Genomic DNA, 18,792 nt, shown 5'->3' on the forward strand with positions numbered 1-18,792 from the left:
ACGTCGGTGCCGTTATCGGTCGACTCCGCACGGCGCGTGAGCGCTTTGCGTCGCGGGATTGGGGCCCAGTCACAGGTTGTGGAACGGTGCCCCGAACGAGCCCCGGCGCGACACCGCGTGTGCGGCGCCGCGCCAGGGCGCGTTGGAAAGAGCTTCCGAGCGGGAAGTTCTTTCCGCGATCGAACCCCACGCGCGCGACCCTGTTGGCCGCGCGCGCGGGGAGCGGATCAACCGATCAGGCTCAGGGCGAGCTGCGGCTGCTGGTTGGCCTGGGCCAGGACCGAGACCGAAGCCTGCTGGAGGATCGAGTTGCGGGTCAGGTCGGCCGTCTCCATGGCCACGTCCACGTCGCGGATGCGGCTCTCGGCGGCCGAGAGGCTCTCGCGGCTGGTCTGGATCGAGCGGTAGCTCGAGGACAGCCGGTTCTGGACCGCACCCAGGGCACCCCGTGAGGTGTTGACCGAGTTGATCGCGGTGTCGAGGGCGGCCAGGGCGGTGCTGGCGTTGGCGGCGGAGTCCACGTCGAGCGAGTCGATCCCGAGGGTCGCCGAGCGCGCGTCCTGGTTGTCGACGTCGATCGTGTCGCCCGAATCGAGGCCGACCTGGATCGAGGTCGTCGCCGTCGAGCCGTCCAGCAGCGCGATGCCGTTGAACTCGGTCTCAGTGGCGATCCGGTCGATCTCGTCGTCCAGCGCCTGGAACTCGACATCGAGGATGTCGCGGTCTTCGGCGGTGAGCGTACCGTTGGCCGCCTGAACGGCCAGCTCGCGCATCCGGATCAGGTTGGCGCTGACTTCGTTGAGCGAACCCTCGGCGGTCTGGGTCAGGCTGATGCCGTCCTGGGCGTTGCGCCCGTTCTGGCCCAGGGAGCGGATCTGCGAGCGCATGCGCTCGGAGATACCGAGGCCGGCCGCGTCATCGGAGGCCGACGCAATGCGCAGACCCGACGACAGTCGGCTGAAGTTGCCACCCAACGCGTCACTGGCATTACCCAGGTTGCGCTGCGCGGTCATCGAGAAGATGTTGGTGTTGACGCGAAGTCCCATAGCTCAGTTCCGAATTGGATTGGTTGCCGCGGGGGAGCGGCGGTGCGAGACGGAGAGGGCCGGATCGAACCGGCGAGTGGGGAAGCCGGCGCCTCGGGGGACAAGGCGCTGGGCAATGGGCCCCTTCGGGGGAGAAGGGGCCCTCCCGCGCAGCGCAGAGCGCCGCGCGGGAGGTGGCCGACACAGGGGTCGGGGAGCGTTGGGATTCGGCTCGCAGATGCCCGGGGAAGGGCAAGTTCGGACGTTGTCAGGGTTCGCGTACACGGACACCACCGAGCGACCGGCGCCTTTGCGCCGGCCGCTGGTGGACCTCTTTACGACGACGGATCCACCGCGTGCGATGCTCGCCGAGTCGAGACGGGGTCGAGGATCAGCCGATCAGGCTCAGAGCGAGCTGGGGCTGAACGTTCGCCTGGGACAGAACCGACACGGCCGCCTGTTGGAGGATCGTGTTACGGGTCAGGTCCGAGGTTTCCGTCGCGACATCGACGTCGCGGATGCGGCTCTCCGCGGCAGACAGGTTCTCGCGAGAGGTCTGAATGCTGCGGAAGGACGAGCTCAGTCGGTTCGAGGACGCGCCGAGGTTGCCTCGGGCGGTACTGACCGACTGGATCGCGGTGTCGATCGCGGCCAGCGCGGTGCTCGCGTTGGCGGCCGAGTCGACGTCGAGCGAAGCGATCCCGAGGGTCGCAGACCGAGCATCCTGGTTGGTGATGTCGATCGTATCGCCCGAGTCGAGTCCGACTTGGATCGAAGTGGTGGCGGAGGAACCGTCCAACAGGTTGATCCCGTTGAACTCCGTCTCGGTGGCGACGCGGTTGATCTCGTTGTCCAAGGCCTGGAACTCCACGTCGAGGACATCACGGTCCTCGGCGCTGAGAGTGCCGTTGGCGGCCTGAACGGCGAGTTCGCGCATGCGCACCAGGTTGCCACTGACCTCGTTCAGAGCGCCTTCGGCGGTCTGGGAGAGGCTGATGCCGTCCTGGGCGTTGCGGCCCGCTTGGCCGAGCCCCCGAATCTGCGAGCGCATGCGCTCGGAGACACCGAGGCCAGCCGCGTCGTCCGACGCACTGGCGATCCGCAGACCGGACGAAAGGCGGGAGAAGTTCCCACCGAGTCGTTCGGACGTCGCGGACAGGTTCCTCTGCGCGGTCATCGCGAAGAGGTTCGTGTTGACACGAAGACCCATCGAAAATCCTCTGGATTGGAGTCGAATCGAAGGCGGTCCACCGCAGTGGTGTTCCGCCACGAAGCGTTTCGATTCGGACGTCCTCCACCCCCGGCGCGGAATGGCACGACCACGCCGGTGGGCTCGCTTGCGCGAGGAGAACGACTTCCTCGTCTCGCCTCGTTCCGGCGCGTCGCCGACCCGTAGGTCGATGTCGCACCGGGCTGCTCGCCGCTAGCCACGCGCGAGCGCGGCCGGCAACGAGTTGCTCAGAGGGGGATGAGTCACGCGGGGCCGTGGGGCCACGCGCGCGTGTCTCAAATCAGATCGGTTCTAGGAAAGAGCGTGGTCTCGCGAGCGTCCGGTCCGCCTCTCGCGCCTAGGGGCGCGGGGCCGCGAACTGGTCTTGACCTTCGGACGCCAGCGCCTGAAGGATCGGCTCGGGAGTGCACCGCTTGAGCGACAGGGTCCGGAAACCCGTCAAGTTGCCAGAGGGAACGGGGAGGCCACCGACGAGGCGGCCCCCCCCCTCAGCGATTCGGCCGACAAGGCCGTTTCTCTCGGTTGCGTGGCGAGCCCCGCGTGCGCCTTCGAAAGCCCCGCCGCGGCGTGCCACGGAGATCCCGTGGGCACGGCTTCCAGCGAGCTCCCTGACGCTGGTGACGGCGTCGCGTCGGACTTGGAGGGTCACGGTGTGGCTCGTCACGCTCGGATCAACCCTGGAGCAGGGAGAGGGCGATCTGCGGCTGCTGGTTGGCCTGCGAGAGGACCGACACCGAAGCCTGCTGCATGATCGTGTTGCGCGTGAGGTCGGCGGTTTCGGCGGCGACGTCCACATCGCGGATGCGACTCTCGGCCGAGGCCAAGCTCTCGCGGGTGTTGAGGATCGAGCGAATCGAGCTCTCGAGACGGTTCTGGGTCACACCCAGGCTGCCTCGGACCTGGTTCACCGATGCGGTGGCCACGTCGATCACCGCCAGGGCGGCGCTGGCATTGGATTGGGTGTCCACGTCGAAGCCGACGGCCTCGAGCCCGAGGGCGGAGGAGGAGACATCGCTCAAGGCGAGGGTGATGACCTCACCGGAGTCGATGCCGACCTGGAGGTTGAGCGAGGCCTGGGTCCCGTCGAGCAACTGGAGCTTGTTGAACTCCGTGGTGTTGGCGATCCGATCGATCTCCTCGATCAGGGCGCCGAACTCGTTGTCGATGACGTCGCGGTCCTCGTCCGTCATCGTGCCGTTGGCCGCCTGGATGGCGAGTTCGCGCATCCGGGAGAGGTTCGAGTTGACCTCGTTGAGGGCGCCCTCGGCGGTCTGCACGAGGCTGGCCCCGTCCTGGGCGTTGCGGGCGGCTTGGGAGAGGGAACGGACCTGCGAGCGCATGCGCTCGGAAATGCCGAAGCCGGCCGGGTCATCGCCTGCGGAGGCGATCCGGAGACCGGATGACAGGCGCCGGAAGTTGCCTTCCAGGCGCGAGCTGACGACCGACAGGTTGCGCTGCGCGGTCATCGAGATGAGGTTGGTATTGACTCGAAGGCCCATTGGGAGGCTCCTTGGAGGAAACGGGGGTCGGGGTTGCTAGCGGAATCGCTTGAGGTGGTGAGTCGGGCGCCTGGTCGTTGGGAGCGGGCCTGACGAGCGGCTCGGGGTCGTTCTCGGAGCGCCCCGCCGCCACATGAGTCGAGATGGGAATTTTTCCCAAGCGCAATACAGCTGGCGACGTGGGGCTGGACAGGACCGACACCGATCGCGGATCACGGGGCGCGATGAAGACCCTTCCCTCCTATCCGCTCCCGGTGCGCGGGACCGGATCGGGCGCCGAGGGCGCTCACTCCCCCGCCGCGCCGATCGATCTGGGTCCCTCGCGGGCCGCGGCAGCCCTGCGCGAACAGCTCGATCGAGCCGCGCCCTCGAGCCGGGTGTTGGTCGTGGGCCCGGCGGGCAGCGGTCACCGTGCGGCGGCGTTCGCCCTGCACCGCCGCAGTGCGCGGGCGGGTGGACTGTTAATTCATGTGCCGCCGACGGCCGAGGCGCTGGAGGCCCGCTCGGACGTCGAGCCCGGCAGCCTGCACCTGGAACGGGTGGAGCTGCTCGACGCCCAGGGCCAGGACTGCCTGGCGGGCCTCTTGACGGACGGACTGGGCGCGCAGGGCCTGATCGCCACCAGCGAGGTCGACCTCCTGGGTCCCCAGCGCCCCGAGGCCTTCGACGAGGAGCTGGCCTACGCCCTGAACATCGCCATGGTCAGCCTGCCGCCCCTCTCGAGTCGCACCGAGGACCTGCCCGAGCTGGCCCGGGCGGCAACGGCCGAGTTCGCCCGCCGGCGCGGCCGAGCCCTCGAGCTGGCGCCGGACGCGATCGGTGCCCTCTGCGCGAGCCCCTGGCCCGGGGAACTGGAAGAACTCGAGCTGGTCCTGGCCAGGGCGGTGCTGGTGGCGCGCGGAGGGCGGATCGAGGCGGCCGACCTGGCCTGCGGGCCCGGCGGCGGCGCGTCCCCCGACAGCCTGCCCCTGACCGATCGTCGCCTGGCGACGGTCGAGCGGGCCCTGGTCGTACGTGTGTTGGAGGAGACCGAGGGCAACCGCTCCCTGGCGGCGCGCCAACTCGGCGTGAACCGCTCGACCCTCTACAACAAGTTGCGGGCCTGGGGCCTGCACTGACCGAAGCTGTCGCGAATCCCGACGCAGGGGGAACGACGTTCCCAATCCGCGTACCGAGATCCTGAAAGCGTTTCCCGGGTGCGGGCTCGCCCATCAAGGGATCCGCCCGATCTGTCCGAAGACTCGCCTCGGCGCGAGGTGCCACGACTCCCCACCGGGAAGCGATGGCAGCCGGCGCCGCAGAACCATGCGGAACTTCGGAATGGAAAGCTCAGGGGCCGAGCCCCCGCGCGGGCGCCATGTGCTGCTCGTCGACGGGGATCGTGCGCGCGCCGAGCAAACACACGCGGCGCTCGAGCACCTGGGTCACCGGGTCTCGATCGCGAGCGGCGTTCGCGAGGCGCTGCGCCATCCCCTGCCCCAGGTGGCAGTGGTGGCTCTGGGCCTGCCCGACGGTGACGGACTCGAACTCTTGAGCGAGCTGCGTCGCCGCGGTGGGGAGTTGGCCGCGGTGCTCTACGCCGACCGACCGACCTTCGACCAGTGCCGTCGCGCTTGGCACCTGGGCGCGTGTGATCTGCTGACCACCCCGGTCGCCACGGAGGATCTGGGCGCGGCCCTGGGTCGTATCGAGGCCGGGGTCGGTGGGCGTCAGGCCGCGCGCGCCGCGACCGGCGACCGCTGGACCAGCCCCGACGAAGAACACGACGGCGCCCTGCTGCGCGAGATCCTCGCGCTGGGTGTGTGCGCGGGCCTGGGCCCCGCGGCCCGCGCCCGACTGGCCGGCGCCGCCAGCGAAGCCCTCGACAACGCCCGTCGCCACGCCTTCGCGGGCGGCCCCGGCCAGGTCAGCGTCGAGCCCCGCGTCGCAAGCGGCCGCGTGCACCTGACCATCACCGACGGCGGCGCGGGCTTCGACCCCCTGCGCGGCGAGTTGGACGCGATCGCCCCCGCCATGCCCGGAGGCAGCGCCCGGCCCGGCGGGCTAGCGCGCCTGCGCGCCCTGGCCGACGACCTGCGGATCGAGAGCGCGCCCGGCCAGGGCACCCGCATCGAGCTGCGCGTCGACCCCCACCCCGCTGCCCTCGACGGCGGCGCGGGCACCGATCTGTCCGATCGCGACTACCTCGACCCCGACCTCGCCCGTCGCCTGCTGCACGAGCTCTGCGAGCCGGACGGTGGCACGGCCTTCGACCTTCCCCCGGCGCTCGCTGTCGCGCTCGGCCGCCTCGCGGCCGCGACCGATCCGAGCCGACTGGCGCAACGCGCCCTCTGGAGCTGAGTCTTGGTCCCCCCTGCAGACTTCGACGAGGACGAGGACCTCTTCAACTTCGACGAGCTCTACGACGAGCCCGCCGTGGCGACGTCCCAAGAGATCGACGTCGACGAGTTCCTCGCCGCCGTCGACCACGGCGCCACCCCGGACGACCTCGGTGGATACGACGACGAGGGTCCGAGCGCCATGGACAGCGTGCTCGACCTGCCGGAGCTCGACCCCACTGGCGATCTGTTGAACACCGGTGCGGCCCTGCCCGGCGGCTCCGGCTACACCGCGCAACGGGATCCGGCCCTGCCGCTGCCCGGCCGCTCGGGTGGCCCGCGCCAGGTCGAGACGGTGGCGGTCTCGACCTCCATCCCGAAGATCGTCTGGGTCGGCGCGGGCTTCCTGGCCCTGCTCAACCTGATGGCCGTGTTCGTGGTCTGGAGCAGCCAGAAGCAGAGCACCGATCAACTCGACCGTGTGCGCGACGAGCTGAGTGAGGTCGCACGCGACGTGCGCGACGACGTCCAGCGCCAGGTCGAGACGATCCAGCGCACCACGGCGCCGTTGGTGGTCCCCGCGGGGCTGCCCGCCGGCTCCTTCGACCGCATCGATGACGCTCTCGCCCGGCACGACTTCGCCTCCGCCCGGCGCCAGCTCTTCGCCGCCCTGTCGGTGGCCGACGCGCTCGACGATGCGGCCAAGCAGGACTTCCAGGCCCAGGCCGAGTTCCTCTTGGCCGACACCTATCGACTCGAGGCCCTGTCCCGCGAGGACGGCATCCAATGAAGCTCGCCCTCGCTGCCCTGGCCCTGGCAGGTCTGACCCTGCCGGCGGCCTTCCATGGACTGAGCCTGGCCGCCCCGGCCGTGGTCCGCGCCGATGCCGAGGCCGAAGCCGAGGACGAGGCGGAGTCCGCACCGGACGAAGCCCCCCTGGAGCACGCCGGGTCCGACGGCGAGCCGCTGTACGTCTGGCTCGAGCAAGTCGGGGCCGAGACCCAGGTCACCGTGCGCGGACGCAACGTCTCGCTGGAGACCGTGCTCAAGGAGATCGCCCGGCGCGACCAGCGCATCGTCGAGGGCCTCTCGGCCACGCGGCGCGGCGTGCTGGTCAGCATCGAGCTGGAGGAGCGCCCGATCGAAGAGGTGCTCGAGTACGTCCTCGGCGGCGCGGGCCTGGTGGCCGAGCTGTCGCCGGGCCTGTTGATCGTGCGCGAGGACGACAGCAGCCAACTCACCGTCGAGCGCCTGCGCGAGCGTGCCATGGCCCTCTACCTGCGCGCCACGACGCGCTACCCGGGGCACGCCTCGACCGAGCGCGGGCGCCTCAGCCAGGGCGAGATCGAAGAGGACCGGGGCAACCCGACCGCCGCCCTGGAGCAGTACCAGACCCTGCTCGAGACCTTCTCGGGTTCGCCCTACCGGCCCGAGGCCTACCTGCGCTCGGGGCTCGTGCTCGAGGAGCTCGAGCGCTGGGCCGAGGCCGCGCAGCAGTTCCGCCAGGCGTCGGGCGACACCGAGTTCACGCCCGAGTACATCCCCGCGCGTATCGGCCTGGCCCGCTGCCAGATGGAGATGGGCAACCCGGACATGGCGCTCTTGATGATCGAGTCCCTCGACGACGCCGTGCCGCCCCGTTCGCGCCAGGACCAGGCCGAGCGCGGCCTGGTGCGGGCGCGCTGCCAACTGCAGCGCGAGATGTTCGTCGAGTGCCTCGGGATCGTCGACCAACTGGAGCGCGCCGGCCTGTCCGACGCCGACTCGGCCGAGGCCATGCGCCTGCGGGCCCAGGCCTTCGAGGGCCTGCACTACTACCCCGAGGCCGGCCGCGCCTGGCTGGTGCACGCACGCATGACCGACGGTGCGATCCGCGACGTGTCCTTCGAGCGCGCCGCCGCGATCGCCATGGACGACGGCGACCACATCGGCGTGCTGTTCGTGGCCGCCGAGTGCGAGAAGGCCGGCAGCGGTGCGCTGCTCGGGCCCATGGCCCGCTCGGCGCGTCGTGCCCTGGGTCTGCCGATCGACCTCGGCGTGGACGACGCCACCGACTCCGAGCGGATCAAGATCTGCGAGGAGTGGTTGGAGGAGGGCGAGCTGACCTTCGCCAAGCCTGTGCTGGCCGACCTGCACGCCCGCCGCGCGACCGTACACCCCAGCCTGCGCCAGCGGGCCGCACTGGCCTGGGGACGCTGTCTGTACCTCGAAGCCGGAGTGGAGGCCGCGCTCTCGGTCCTGCGCGACGCGCGCCCGAACATCGAGGAACCCGCTGAACGCCTGGCCCTGGACCTGATGGCGGCCGAGATGCTCGAAGCCGAGCGTCAGTTCGCCCGGGCCGTTGAAGCCTACGAAGGACGCTACTGATGCTGCGCCACACCGGACTCGTGACCACCGCCCTGGGGCTGGTGATCTTCGGCCCCAACGCCGCCAGCGAGCTGCTCGGGCAGGATGCCCAGCCACGCGACCCGCTGACCCAGGCTTGGTTCGACACCGTGCAATCGATCGGGACCCTCGAGGGCCTCTCGAACCAACTCGACCGCAAGCAGAGCGGCGCGATCGCCAACCTGCTGCGCAACACCGAGGAGCCCCTGGGCGATGCGGCGGAGCGGCAGACGCGGATCGACGAGCTGCAACGCGAGATCGATCGCATGCGTTCGGAGCTCGAGGTGATGCGTACGCGGATCCTCGCGCCCAAGCCGGTCGAACAGGCGGAGCAGCCCGGACAAGGCGCGAACAAGGGCACTCGCATCAGCGCAGCGACCGTGGGCATGACCGCGGCCGAGCGCCGCGCCCTGATCACCGGCGACGCCCCCGAGCCCGCCACGGACGTCGAGTCGATCCTGGCCGCGGCGCGCGCACGGGTCTTGGCCGAAGCCGCCCAGGCGGGTGTTTCCACCGGCAACACGCCGCTGATCAGCCCCCCGTCCAGCGTCCCGGCCAACGCCACAGGCAGCCTCGCGGGCAATCCCGCCGGGGGCACCCAGAACGCGAACACACCGCTGTTCGCGCCGCCGACTCAACCCGTGCCGGGTCTGCCGCCCAGCCGGGAGACGATCGACTCGATGGAGACGACCCTGGTCCTGGCGCCGGGCGGCGCGGGCACGCGGGCCCTGAACCTCGGCATCGGCGCTCCGCCGACATCCGAATCGTCCGCGGCGGTCGACCCGAGCGCCGCCCAGGACGCCGTCGCCGCCGGCACCGCGCCGATCACCGAACGCATCGCCGCCGCCAACAGCGAGTACAACGCGGCTGCCGAGGCCGAGCTGCGCGCGCGTATCGCGGGGGCCTACTCCGCCGACACCGTGCTGCAGGGCCGCGCGGCCTACTTCGCGGAGGACTACGAGCGTGCCCTGGCGATCCTCGCGCCGATCATCGACGACCCGCGGGCCGTCTACTGGACCGGGCGCACCTACGAGAAGCTCGGCCGCTCCAAGGACGCCATGCGCGCCTACGAGTCGGTGCTGGCCCTGCCCGACGCTGGCGACCTGGCGGTCAAGGCCAAGACCGACCTCGACTTCCTGCGTTGGAAGTGGGAGCACATGCAGGAGTTCGGCATCGCCGAGCAGAGCGGCGCCAGGACGGGGACCGCGAACCGGTGACCAAGCCCGCCCCCAGCGCACCCGCGGAGCGGGAACTGGACGTCGCGATGGAGCGCTTCGCCACCATCTCGCACGGCCTGCTCGAGAGCTACGACCGTCTGTCGGAGCGCGCCGAGCGGGTCGAGGGCGAGTTGGCCGTGGCCAACGCCGAGCTCGCGCGCCGTGTGGCGGAGCTCGACGCGATCCTCGAGGCCCTGCCCACCGGCGTCGTCGTGCGCGACTGCCTGGGTGCGGTCACGCGCGTCAACGCGGCGGCGCTCGAGATCGCCGGCACCCCCGCTGGCGGCGACACCGCGCAGCTCACGCGACTCTTCGCCGGCCTGCCCCAGGATGCGGCCGAACCCGTGCGGGTGGAGCTCGAGCGTCCCGACGGGGCTGTGCGCGCCCTGCGTACCCGCACCGCCGCGATCCAAGTCCGCCAGGGCGACGGCGCCGGGTCGGTGCAGATCCTCGACGACCAGACCGAGCTGGAGCAGCTCGGGCGGCGCGCGGCGACTTCCGAGAAGATGGCCGCGGTGGGCACCCTGGCGGCGGGGATCGCCCACGAGATCCGCAACCCGCTGAACGCGATCAAGGGCTTCGCCGCGCTCCTAGGGCGCGGCGTGGCCGACAACGAGAAGCACGCCCGCTGGGCCGAGTTGGCGGTGTCGGGTTGCGAGGAGGCCGAGGCCATCGTGGCCGGGCTGCTCTCCTACGCCGAGCCGAGCCAACTGGAGCTCGAGACCGTCGACGCGAGCGAACTGGTGGCCGACGCCCTGGCGCGCTGCACGGTGCCCGCCGACGCGAGCGTCGAGACCTTCGTCGATGCCCCGCCCTTCGCCGGTGATCGGATCAAGCTGCGCCAGGCCCTGCGGAACCTGATCGACAACGCCCTCAGCGTGCAAACCACAAGCGCCCGCGTGCGTGTCACGGCGCGCGTCGAGGCGGGCGAGCTGGCCCTGCGCGTGGCCGATGCGGGCGCGGGCGTCGAGCCGAGCCTGCGCGACCGCGTGCTCGAGCCCTTCTACACCACCCGCGCCGAGGGCACCGGCCTCGGCCTGGCACTGACCCACACCGTCGCCCAGCTCCACGGCGGCCGCCTCGAGATCGAGGACGCCTGCGCGGAGTACGGCGGTGCCGAATTCGTCCTGCGCTTCCCCCTGCGCGTCTCCCACGAAACTCGATGAAGCTCGAGCACGTCCTGGTCGTCGACGACGACCCCCTCTCCCGCGAGTTCCTCGCCGAAGCCGTGCGCGAGCTCGGTCACTCCGTCGAGGCCTTCGGCGAGCCCCGAGCGGCTCTCGAGCGACTGCGCCAGCGGCCCTTCGACCTCTTGATCACCGATCTCCGCATGCCGGACATGGATGGTCTCGAGCTCTTGCGCGCCGCGGCCGAGGTCGCGCCGGGCATGCCCGGGGTGCTGGTCACCGCCCACGGCACGATCCGCTCGGCGGTCGAGGCCATGCAGCTCGGCGCGGTCGACTTCCTGATGAAGCCGGTGGCGCCCGAGGCGCTCGAGCTGGTGCTCGGCCGCATCGCGCGCACGGCCCGTCTGGAGGCCGAGAACGCGTACCTCCGGGCCGAACGTACCGGCGACGCGCCGCAACTGGTGGCGCGCAGCCGCGCGATGCTCGAGACGCTCGAGGCCGCCGGTCGCGTGGCCGCTTCCAAGGGCACGGTGTTGATCACCGGCGAGAGCGGCACGGGCAAGGAGCGCGTGGCCCAGTTCATCCACGACTCGAGCCCGCGGCGCGAACAGGCCTTCATCCGGGTCAACTGCGCCGCCCTGTCGGAGCAACTGCTCGAGTCGGAGCTGTTCGGCCACGAGCGCGGCGCCTTCACCGGCGCCCACCGCCGACGCGAGGGTCGCTTCGAGCTGGCCGACGGGGGCACGCTGCTGCTCGACGAGATCGGCGAGATCTCGCCGGCCTTGCAGGTCAAGTTGCTGCGCGTGCTCGAGGAGGAGGAGTTCGAGCGCGTCGGAGGCAGCCAGACACTGCAGGTCGACGTGCGGATCATCGCGGCCACCAACCGCGACCTGCCCACCGAGGTGGCCGCCGGCCGCTTCCGCGAGGACCTCTACTACAGGCTGCACGTGCTGCCGGTCCACATCGCGCCCCTGCGCGGTCGCACGGACGACATCGCGCCCCTTGCCGAGCACTTCGCGCGGCACTACGCCCGCCTGAACGGTGCGCGGCCGGTGTCCTTCTCGCCCGACGCCCTCGCGCGCCTCGCGAGCTGGTCCTGGCCCGGCAACGTGCGCGAGCTCGAGAACGTCGTGCAACGCGCGGTGGTACTGACCGGCGGCGGCACGCTGCAACCCGCGGACCTGTCCTTCGGCAGCTCGCCGGGTACCGACGACATGGCCGCGACCGAGGACGCCCTCGACCGCGCCGTCGCGAAGCTCGGCGACCTGCTCGCCAACCGCAAGCTGGCCGACATCGAGCGCGAGGCGATCCTCGCCACGCTCGAGGAGACCGGCGGCAACAAGACCGAAGCGGCTCGCCGCCTGGGCGTCACCGCGCGCACCCTCTCCAACAAGTTCCGCCAGTGGCGTGCCGCTGGGCTGCTCGACTGAGGCGTGAGGCCGACCATGCGAATCGGAACCGAACAGAACGGGATGCTGATGCGGCTGCTCGACGCCTCTGTCGAGCGCGACCGCGTGATCACCTCCAACATCGCGAACATCAACACGCCCGGCTACAAGCGCCGACAGTTCAAGTTCGAGGAGCTGGTGCAGCGGGCCATGGCCAGCGGCGAGGACCCGAAGCAGGTCGAACCCGAGATCACCGTGGACTTGCAATCGGAGGCGCGCATCGACGGCAACAACGTCGTGCTCGAGGAAGAGGTCAGCATGCAACGCGAGAACCGGCTGCTGTATGAGACCTACGTGACCATGCTCCAAGGCCAGCTCAACCTGGTCGACTCGGCCATTCGCGGCACCGGCAACTAACCCCTGACGCCCCCCCACCATGAGCAGCATCGACACCCTATTCCGCGGCATGCGCTCCGCGACCAGCGGCCTGCGCGCCGAACGCGCACGCATGGACGTGATCGCCGAGAACCTCGCCAACTCGCAAGTCACCTCGACCCCCGAGGGCGGACCCTACAGGCGCAAGGTGGTGAGCTTCGAGGCGCTCGTCTCCGACGGACCCGACGGCAACCCCACCGTCAGCGGCGTCGCGTCGGCGCGTGTCACCCGCGACATGACCACCGATTTCGAGACCGTGAACATCCCCGGTCACCCGGACGCGGACGCCTCGGGCATGGTCCGCATGCCCAACGTCAACGCGGTCAGTGAGCTGGCCGACATGATCACCGCCATGCGCGCCTACGAGGCCAACCTGACCTCGGCCGAGGGCTACGTGCGCATGGCGCAGCGGGCCCTCGAGCTCGCGCGCTGATCGAACGTCGCCCGCCCCCTGACTCCGAACCACCCGTCCCCGCCCGCCTCCCCCCATGGCCGACACCTCCAGCATCCGCGGCTCGTCCAGCCTGCTCCAAGAAGCCCTCGCGGCCGGGCGCAAGCGCATGGCCGATCAGGGGCTGGCGACGCCGGACATGTCCGAGACCTTCGAGCGCATGGCGCGCGAGATGCTCGGCGGCAGCTCCTCCGGTCTGGGCGCGGCCCTGACCGGCGGCCTGACCGATCCGGCCCAGGGGGGCGCTACCCAAGTGCGCTCCGCGCCCCAGGGCGTCGCCAGCCTGCGCGAGGGTCTCACCGCCATCGACGCCGAGGTGCGCGCGGTCAACAACATGGAGGAGTCGGTGCTCGCGGGCAAGGTGCAGGACTTCCACGAGGTCGCGGCGCAGATCAAACGCGCCGACCTCGCCCTCAGTTACGCGATGGAGATCAGGAACCGACTGATCGACGCCTACCGCGAGACCATGCGGATGAGCGTCTGATTCGAGAGCGCGATGAACGACCTCCTCAAGCAACTCCTCGACGGCTTCCAGGCCGCCTCCCTGGCGACCAAGGCCACTTTCGCCTCGCTGCTGCTCGGTGCAGCCGCGATCGTGACCGGCGCCGTCATCCTGTCCAACCGTCCGCACTACGAGCGCTTGATCACGGACCTCTCGGACAGCCAACTGTCGGCCGTGGGCTCCGCCCTGGCCGAAGCCGGCGTGCTCTGGCAACAGAGCCAGCCGCCCGGTCCGTACACGGTCTACGTGGACGAGAAGGACCTGGGCGCCGCGCGCAACGCGATGTTCCTGTCCGGCGCCCTGACGGCCGTCGACGGCGGCATCCTGACCAAGGGTGCGGGCATCGGCAGCGTGTTCATGTCCTCCGGCGAGCGCGAGCAGCTCAAGCGCAAGCGCGAGTGGGAGGAGATGGAGAACATGCTCCTGTCGCTCAACTTCGTACAGGGCGCCAACGTGCGCACGAACGTGCCCACGGGCCTGGCCTTCGGGTTGTCCCCGCCGATCACCGGCTCGGTGGTCCTGAGCCTGCGCTCGGGCACCGAGTTGACTCGCGAGCAGGCCCGCACCGTCGCGCGCCTGGTGCGCTTCGGCCTGGGCATCGAGGAGGAGAATTTGGTCGTCGCGGACCAGGGCAGCCAGACCGTGTTCGACGGCGGCGACCTGGGTGGACCCGGCGGGCCCGAGGGCTCGGAGTGGTTCCAACTGGCCGACACCTACGAGGAGAGCCGCGAACGCCGGGCCAACCTGCTCTTGGACGAGCTCTACGGCGAGGGCCTGGCGCGGGTCACCCTGGCGACCGAATGGGACTACGACTCGTCGACGGTCCTGATGGACGCGACGGATCCCAAGGCCAAGGCCACGGTCTTCGAGGAGACCAGCCAGTCCGAGACGCCGAAGTTTCCGCCGAGCAGCTCGGGCGGCGGCGGCAACGGTGCGGGCGCGGGCAGCAACGTGGTCGATCCGGCCAACGCGACCCTCAACCCCGACGGCTCACTGAACTCCTCGACGGGACTGTCGAGCGGCAAGCAAGTGCCGGCGGAGGTGGCGACGAGCAAGGACTCGCGCACCCAGTACCAACCCAGCCGCACGATCTCCCAGACCAAGCGGCGGGTGCCCGAGTTGCAGCGCATGAGCGTGGCCCTGTGGCTCGACAAGTCCCTCCTGGACCACGCTGAGGAGATCGCCGACGCGGTCCAGGCCACGGTCGGATTCGACAAGGCGCGCGGCGACAGCTTCAAGCAATCGACCTTCAGCTCGCCCCGCTCCGTGGTCGTCGAGGGCCCCGATGGCGAGCTCGTCGACGGCGAGGGTCAGCCCGTCGTGATCGAGGAAGAAGAGCCGGCCCTCAGCCCCCTGGTCGAGCTGCTCTTCAGCCGCGGCGTCGAGATCGTCTCGTCGCTGGCCTTCGTGTTGTTGCTGTTCATCTCCCTGCGCGGTGGCAGGGTCAAGGTCACTGACGACGACGATGAGGATTCCCTAGCGGGGTCCCACGGCGCCAACGCGGGCGCGGTTCGCGGCGTCGGCATGATGGTGGCGCAACCCGGCTCGCCCGCCGCGGCCGCTGCTGCGGCGGCGGCCGCGGCCGCGGGTCACTCCGGCGTCGAAGGTGGCTCGGCACCGTCGGGCGCGGCCCCCGCCCGCGGAGGCCGAGGTCAGCGCGTGCCGATCGAGCCGATCAATCCGGTCGAGATCGACCCCGAACTCCTGGCCATTCGCCAGGTCGAGGAGCTGCTCGCCACCGACCCGGAGCGGGTCGGCAAGATCCTCTCGTCCTGGGCCCGTGAGAAAGGCATGGCCCGGCTGTGAGCGAGAAGGACAAGGACCAGCCGCTCGACCCGGCGTCGCTCGACGGCCCCCAGCGGGTCGCAGCGTTCCTGCTCTCGTTGGATCGCGACAAGGCCGCCCAGATGCTCCAGCACCTGAGCGACGACGTGGTCACCGAGGTCGTGGAGGCCATGAGTCGCGTCGACTCCAGCTTCGCCGGCGACGAGCTGATGAAGCATTTGCACGGGCAGGTCGCCCTGCGCTTCTACAAGGCGCCGGGGGTGCAACCGAGCACGCCCGACGAGCTGGAGGACCTGCTCGTGCGCGGCTTGGGCGAAGAGCGCGCCGAGCTGGTGCTGCAACAGATCCAACGCCGCCGCCTCGAGGAGCGCCCCTTCGCGCAGATCGAGAGCGAGCCGCCGTCCAAGATCGCGCGCGTGCTCGAGACCGAGTCCCCTGCCTCCACGGCCCTGGTCCTGGCGCACCTGGACCCCGCCCTCTCGGCGGTGGTGCTGGGCGGCATGGACGTGGACCTGGCCCTCGACGTGGTGCGGCGCATGGCTGTCCTGACGCCGCCGTCCTTCGACGTTCTCAACCTGATCGCCCAGGATCTCAAGATCCGCCTCGACAACCTGGGCGCGGCGCCGATCGAGATGACGCGCGCCCAGCGCTACCAGACCATCGCCGACATGCTCAACCACGCCGGTCCCGAGACCGAAGGCGGCGTGCTCGAGAAGATCGAGGAGGACAACGCCCAGATGGCGACGGAGATCCGCGACTACATGTTCACGTGGTCGGACATCGGCACCATCGACCGCCGCGCGATGCAGAAGATCCTCGGCTCGGTCGATACGCGAACCCTGTCGGTGGCGCTCAAGGCCTCCGGCCCGGAAGTGGAGGAGAACATCATGGGCAACCTGTCCACGCGGGTGCGGGAGATGGTGCGGGAGGAGCGCGAGCTCGCCGGCAACATGCCCATGTCGGAGGTCATGTCCGCACGGGAAGACATCATGAAGGCCGTCCGGGCAATGATCGACGCGGGCGAGTTCTCGCCGGCCAAGGGTGGTGATGAGCTCGTCGCTTGAGCGTCTGCCCCTGGGCCTGGCGCCCAGCGGGGTGCGGGTGCGCCAGATCTCCTACGAGCGGGCCCTCGAGGCCCTCACGGAGGAGCGCGCCCAGGCCCGCGCCGACGCGGCTGCGTCCGAGGCGCGCTCGCGCACCGATGCCGAGGTGCGCGCCGAGCTGACCGCCAGCGTCGACGCCGTGATCGAGGCCACCCTGGCCGAGCGCGAGCAGGTCGAGAACGCGATCACGGAGTCGGCGGTCGCGATCGCCCTGGAGATCGCGCGGCAGGTGCTGCGCACGGAGCTCGAAGCGGGCCGCTACGAGCTCGAGGGCGTGGTGCGCGAGTGCCTCGCGCGGGGCACCCAGGGTCGCGGCGCCTGCCAGGTCTACGTCTGCCCGTCGGACCATGAACGCCTGAAGGACATGCGCCTGCGCGCCGCCACCGAGTTGTTGGTCGACCCCGGCCTGGCCGCGGGCGAGGTGCGGGTCGAGAGCCCCCAGGGCCTGGTCGTGCGCGACCCCCTGTCGGTCCTGGAACGCATCACGGAAGCCTTGGGAGAGGCCCTGCGCTCATGAGTCTGGCACCGGATCTCGGGCGGATGACCGCCGCCATCGCCCGCGCCGCCGTGCCGGAGTTCCGCGGCGAGGTGCAGCGGGTCTCGGGCGGCCTGATCGAGGCCAGCAGCCTGCAGGCCGCCGTGGGCGAGATGGTCCGCATCCAGGGCAAGGTCGGCGATCCGATCGAAGCCGAGGTGGTGGGCTTTCGCGACGCGGTGACCCTGCTCATGCCCCACGGCGAGACCAGCGGCATCGCACCGCGCCACAAGGTGCGCGCCCTCGGCCGCAGCTTCGAAGTCGGCGTCGGCAACGAGCTGCTCGGCCGCACCCTGGACGGCTTTGGCCGCCCGATCGACGGGCTGCCTAGCCCGCGCGTGGTTGCCCGCCGCTCGGTGCGCTCTGCGCCGCCGACGCCCCTCTCGCGCCCCCACGTGAATCAACCCCTGCGCACGGGCGTGCGCGCCATCGACGGCCTCGCGACCCTCGGCCGCGGCCAGCGCCTGGGCATCTTCGCCGGATCCGGCGTGGGCAAGTCGTCGCTCATGGGCCAGATCCTGTGCGGCACCGACGCCGACGTGACGGTCATGTGCCTGGTGGGTGAGCGCGGGCGCGAGGTGCGCGGCTTCATCGACAACGTGCTCGGTGTCGAGGGTCAGAAGCGCGCGGTGACCGTCGCCGCGACCTCCGACCGCTCGCCGATCGAGCGCTACCTGGCGCCCTTCGTGGCGGTCACCGTGGCCGAGCACTTCCGCGACCAGGGCCTGGACGTGCTCTTGGTGATGGACTCGGTCACGCGCTTCGCCCAGTCCTGCCGCGAGATCGGCCTGGCCGCCGGCGAGCCCGCCGCCCTGCGCGGCTACCCGCCCAGCTTCTTCGGCACCGTGCCCAAGCTCGTCGAACGCATGGGTCGCGCCGAGGTCGGCAGCATCACGGGCCTGTTGACGATCCTGGTCGACGGCGACGACCCCAACGAGCCGGTGTCCGACACCCTGCGCGGCCTGCTCGACGGGCACGTGCACCTGGACCGTGAGCTGGCCAACGCGGGCCACTTTCCGGCCATCGACGTCCTCTCGAGCCTTTCGCGACTGATGACCGAGCTGGCCTCACCGCGTCACCAGGCCCTGGCCCACGTGCTGCGCCGGGACCTGGCCGTCTACAAGGAGAGCCGCGACCTGATCGAGGTCGGGGCCTACCGCTCGGGCACCAACCCCGGGCTGGACGCGGCGCTGCGGCGGCGTCCCTTGGTCGAGGCCTTCCTGCGCCAGGGCCGCGACGAGCTGCAGGACTTGAGCGAGACGATCATGCTGCTCGAGGGCATCTTCGGCGCCGAGGTGCCCCAGTGAAGCGCCGCTTCCAGTTCCGCCTCGAGCGCCTGGCCCAAGTGCGCGAGCTCGAGGAGCGCATCGCACGCGCCAAGTGGGGCGAGGCCGAGGCCATCGCCGCCCAGGCCGCGGCGCACGTGGTCACCCTGGAGACGACCCTGCAACGGGCCCGCGAGGAGCTCCGCAACCTGCAGTCCCTGGGCGAGCTCGACGCGGCCGCGGCCCTGTCCTGCGAGCGTCCGATCGAGACCCTCAAGGCCCACCTCGCGGCCGCGCGGGCTCTGCACGCCGAACAGCGCGCCGCCGCCGAACGCGAGCGCGGCGCCTGGGCCGAGCGCGAACGCGCCCGTCGGGCCCTGGAGCGCCTCGAGGACAAGGCCAAGGCGATCCACACCAAGGCCATCGCCGCCGCCGACCAGGCCGAGGCCGACGACGCCAACGCGGCGCGGGCGACGCGGCGCGCTGCGACGCCGGAGGGCCTGCGCTGAGGTCCGGGCTCGGCGTG

18 protein-coding genes are annotated in these 18,792 nt (G+C 70.8%); 15 read left to right on the forward strand and 3 right to left on the reverse strand.

Annotated features, from left to right (window positions below; all coding sequences use genetic code 11):
• Positions 1-227 precede the first annotated feature (227 nt).
• The 3 genes from Pla133_RS24915 to Pla133_RS24925 form a co-directional block, all read right to left on the reverse strand.
• A complete protein-coding gene (locus tag Pla133_RS24915) occupies positions 228-1,046 on the reverse strand; it encodes a flagellin N-terminal helical domain-containing protein (protein WP_145070452.1) in 819 nt (272 codons plus the stop codon).
• 370 nt (positions 1,047-1,416) lie between these two features.
• The gene (locus Pla133_RS24920; protein ID WP_145070454.1) at positions 1,417-2,235 is read right to left on the reverse strand and encodes a flagellin N-terminal helical domain-containing protein; all 819 of its coding nucleotides are present in this window, start codon (positions 2,233-2,235) and stop codon (positions 1,417-1,419) included.
• A 692-nt stretch (positions 2,236-2,927) separates the two neighbouring features.
• A complete protein-coding gene (locus Pla133_RS24925; protein WP_145070457.1) occupies positions 2,928-3,755 on the reverse strand; it encodes a flagellin N-terminal helical domain-containing protein in 828 nt (275 codons plus the stop codon).
• A gap of 224 nt (positions 3,756-3,979) precedes the next feature.
• Here Pla133_RS24925 and Pla133_RS24930 point away from each other — a divergent pair, with 224 nt between their 5' ends.
• The 15 genes from Pla133_RS24930 to Pla133_RS25000 all read left to right on the forward strand — a co-directional run bounded on the left by Pla133_RS24930 (position 3,980) and on the right by Pla133_RS25000 (position 18,775).
• Positions 3,980-4,873 carry a helix-turn-helix domain-containing protein gene (locus Pla133_RS24930; RefSeq protein WP_419191947.1) on the forward strand — a complete coding sequence of 298 codons (894 nt, stop codon included), beginning with the start codon at positions 3,980-3,982 and terminating at the stop codon, positions 4,871-4,873.
• A 202-nt stretch (positions 4,874-5,075) separates the two neighbouring features.
• Positions 5,076-6,095 (forward strand): ATP-binding response regulator, encoded by a 1,020-nt coding sequence (locus tag Pla133_RS24935; RefSeq protein WP_419191948.1) that lies wholly within the window; start codon positions 5,076-5,078, stop codon positions 6,093-6,095.
• A 3-nt stretch (positions 6,096-6,098) separates the two neighbouring features.
• A complete protein-coding gene (locus tag Pla133_RS24940) occupies positions 6,099-6,863 on the forward strand; it encodes a hypothetical protein (protein ID WP_145070463.1) in 765 nt (254 codons plus the stop codon).
• The gene (locus Pla133_RS24945; RefSeq protein ID WP_145070465.1) at positions 6,860-8,440 is read left to right on the forward strand and encodes a tetratricopeptide repeat protein; all 1,581 of its coding nucleotides are present in this window, start codon (positions 6,860-6,862) and stop codon (positions 8,438-8,440) included. The genes Pla133_RS24940 and Pla133_RS24945 overlap by 4 nt, the downstream gene beginning before the upstream one ends.
• Positions 8,440-9,675 (forward strand): tetratricopeptide repeat protein, encoded by a 1,236-nt coding sequence (locus tag Pla133_RS24950; protein ID WP_145070467.1) that lies wholly within the window; start codon positions 8,440-8,442, stop codon positions 9,673-9,675. The genes Pla133_RS24945 and Pla133_RS24950 overlap by 1 nt, the downstream gene beginning before the upstream one ends.
• Positions 9,672-10,841: a sensor histidine kinase gene (locus tag Pla133_RS24955; RefSeq protein ID WP_145070469.1), complete on the forward strand. Its 1,170-nt coding sequence runs from the start codon at positions 9,672-9,674 to the stop codon at positions 10,839-10,841. Before Pla133_RS24950 ends, Pla133_RS24955 begins: the two co-directional genes overlap by 4 nt.
• Positions 10,838-12,232 (forward strand): sigma-54-dependent transcriptional regulator, encoded by a 1,395-nt coding sequence (locus Pla133_RS24960; protein WP_145070471.1) that lies wholly within the window; start codon positions 10,838-10,840, stop codon positions 12,230-12,232. Before Pla133_RS24955 ends, Pla133_RS24960 begins: the two co-directional genes overlap by 4 nt.
• A 15-nt stretch (positions 12,233-12,247) precedes the next feature.
• Entirely contained in the window at positions 12,248-12,607 is a 360-nt protein-coding gene (locus Pla133_RS24965; RefSeq protein WP_145070473.1) for a flagellar basal body rod protein FlgB, read from the forward strand.
• 19 nt (positions 12,608-12,626) lie between these two features.
• Entirely contained in the window at positions 12,627-13,058 is a 432-nt protein-coding gene (gene flgC / locus Pla133_RS24970; protein ID WP_419191949.1) for a flagellar basal body rod protein FlgC, read from the forward strand.
• A 55-nt stretch (positions 13,059-13,113) separates the two neighbouring features.
• Positions 13,114-13,560 (forward strand): flagellar hook-basal body complex protein FliE, encoded by a 447-nt coding sequence (gene fliE, locus Pla133_RS24975; RefSeq protein ID WP_145070475.1) that lies wholly within the window; start codon positions 13,114-13,116, stop codon positions 13,558-13,560.
• A gap of 12 nt (positions 13,561-13,572) precedes the next feature.
• A complete protein-coding gene (locus Pla133_RS24980) occupies positions 13,573-15,384 on the forward strand; it encodes a flagellar M-ring protein FliF C-terminal domain-containing protein (RefSeq protein WP_145070477.1) in 1,812 nt (603 codons plus the stop codon).
• Entirely contained in the window at positions 15,381-16,427 is a 1,047-nt protein-coding gene (locus Pla133_RS24985; RefSeq protein ID WP_145070478.1) for a flagellar motor switch protein FliG, read from the forward strand. Before Pla133_RS24980 ends, Pla133_RS24985 begins: the two co-directional genes overlap by 4 nt.
• Positions 16,411-16,983, forward strand: a complete 573-nt coding sequence (locus Pla133_RS24990) for a FliH/SctL family protein (protein WP_145070480.1) — start codon at positions 16,411-16,413, stop codon at positions 16,981-16,983. The genes Pla133_RS24985 and Pla133_RS24990 overlap by 17 nt, the downstream gene beginning before the upstream one ends.
• A gap of 23 nt (positions 16,984-17,006) precedes the next feature.
• Positions 17,007-18,308, forward strand: a complete 1,302-nt coding sequence (locus Pla133_RS24995; protein WP_419191950.1) for a FliI/YscN family ATPase — start codon at positions 17,007-17,009, stop codon at positions 18,306-18,308.
• On the forward strand, positions 18,305-18,775 hold the full coding sequence (locus tag Pla133_RS25000) for a hypothetical protein (protein WP_145070484.1): 471 nt from the start codon (positions 18,305-18,307) through the stop codon (positions 18,773-18,775). Before Pla133_RS24995 ends, Pla133_RS25000 begins: the two co-directional genes overlap by 4 nt.
• Positions 18,776-18,792 lie beyond the last annotated feature (17 nt).

The organism is Engelhardtia mirabilis, from assembly GCF_007748095.1.
In the GTDB taxonomy this organism is placed as follows: domain Bacteria; phylum Planctomycetota; class UBA1135; order UBA1135.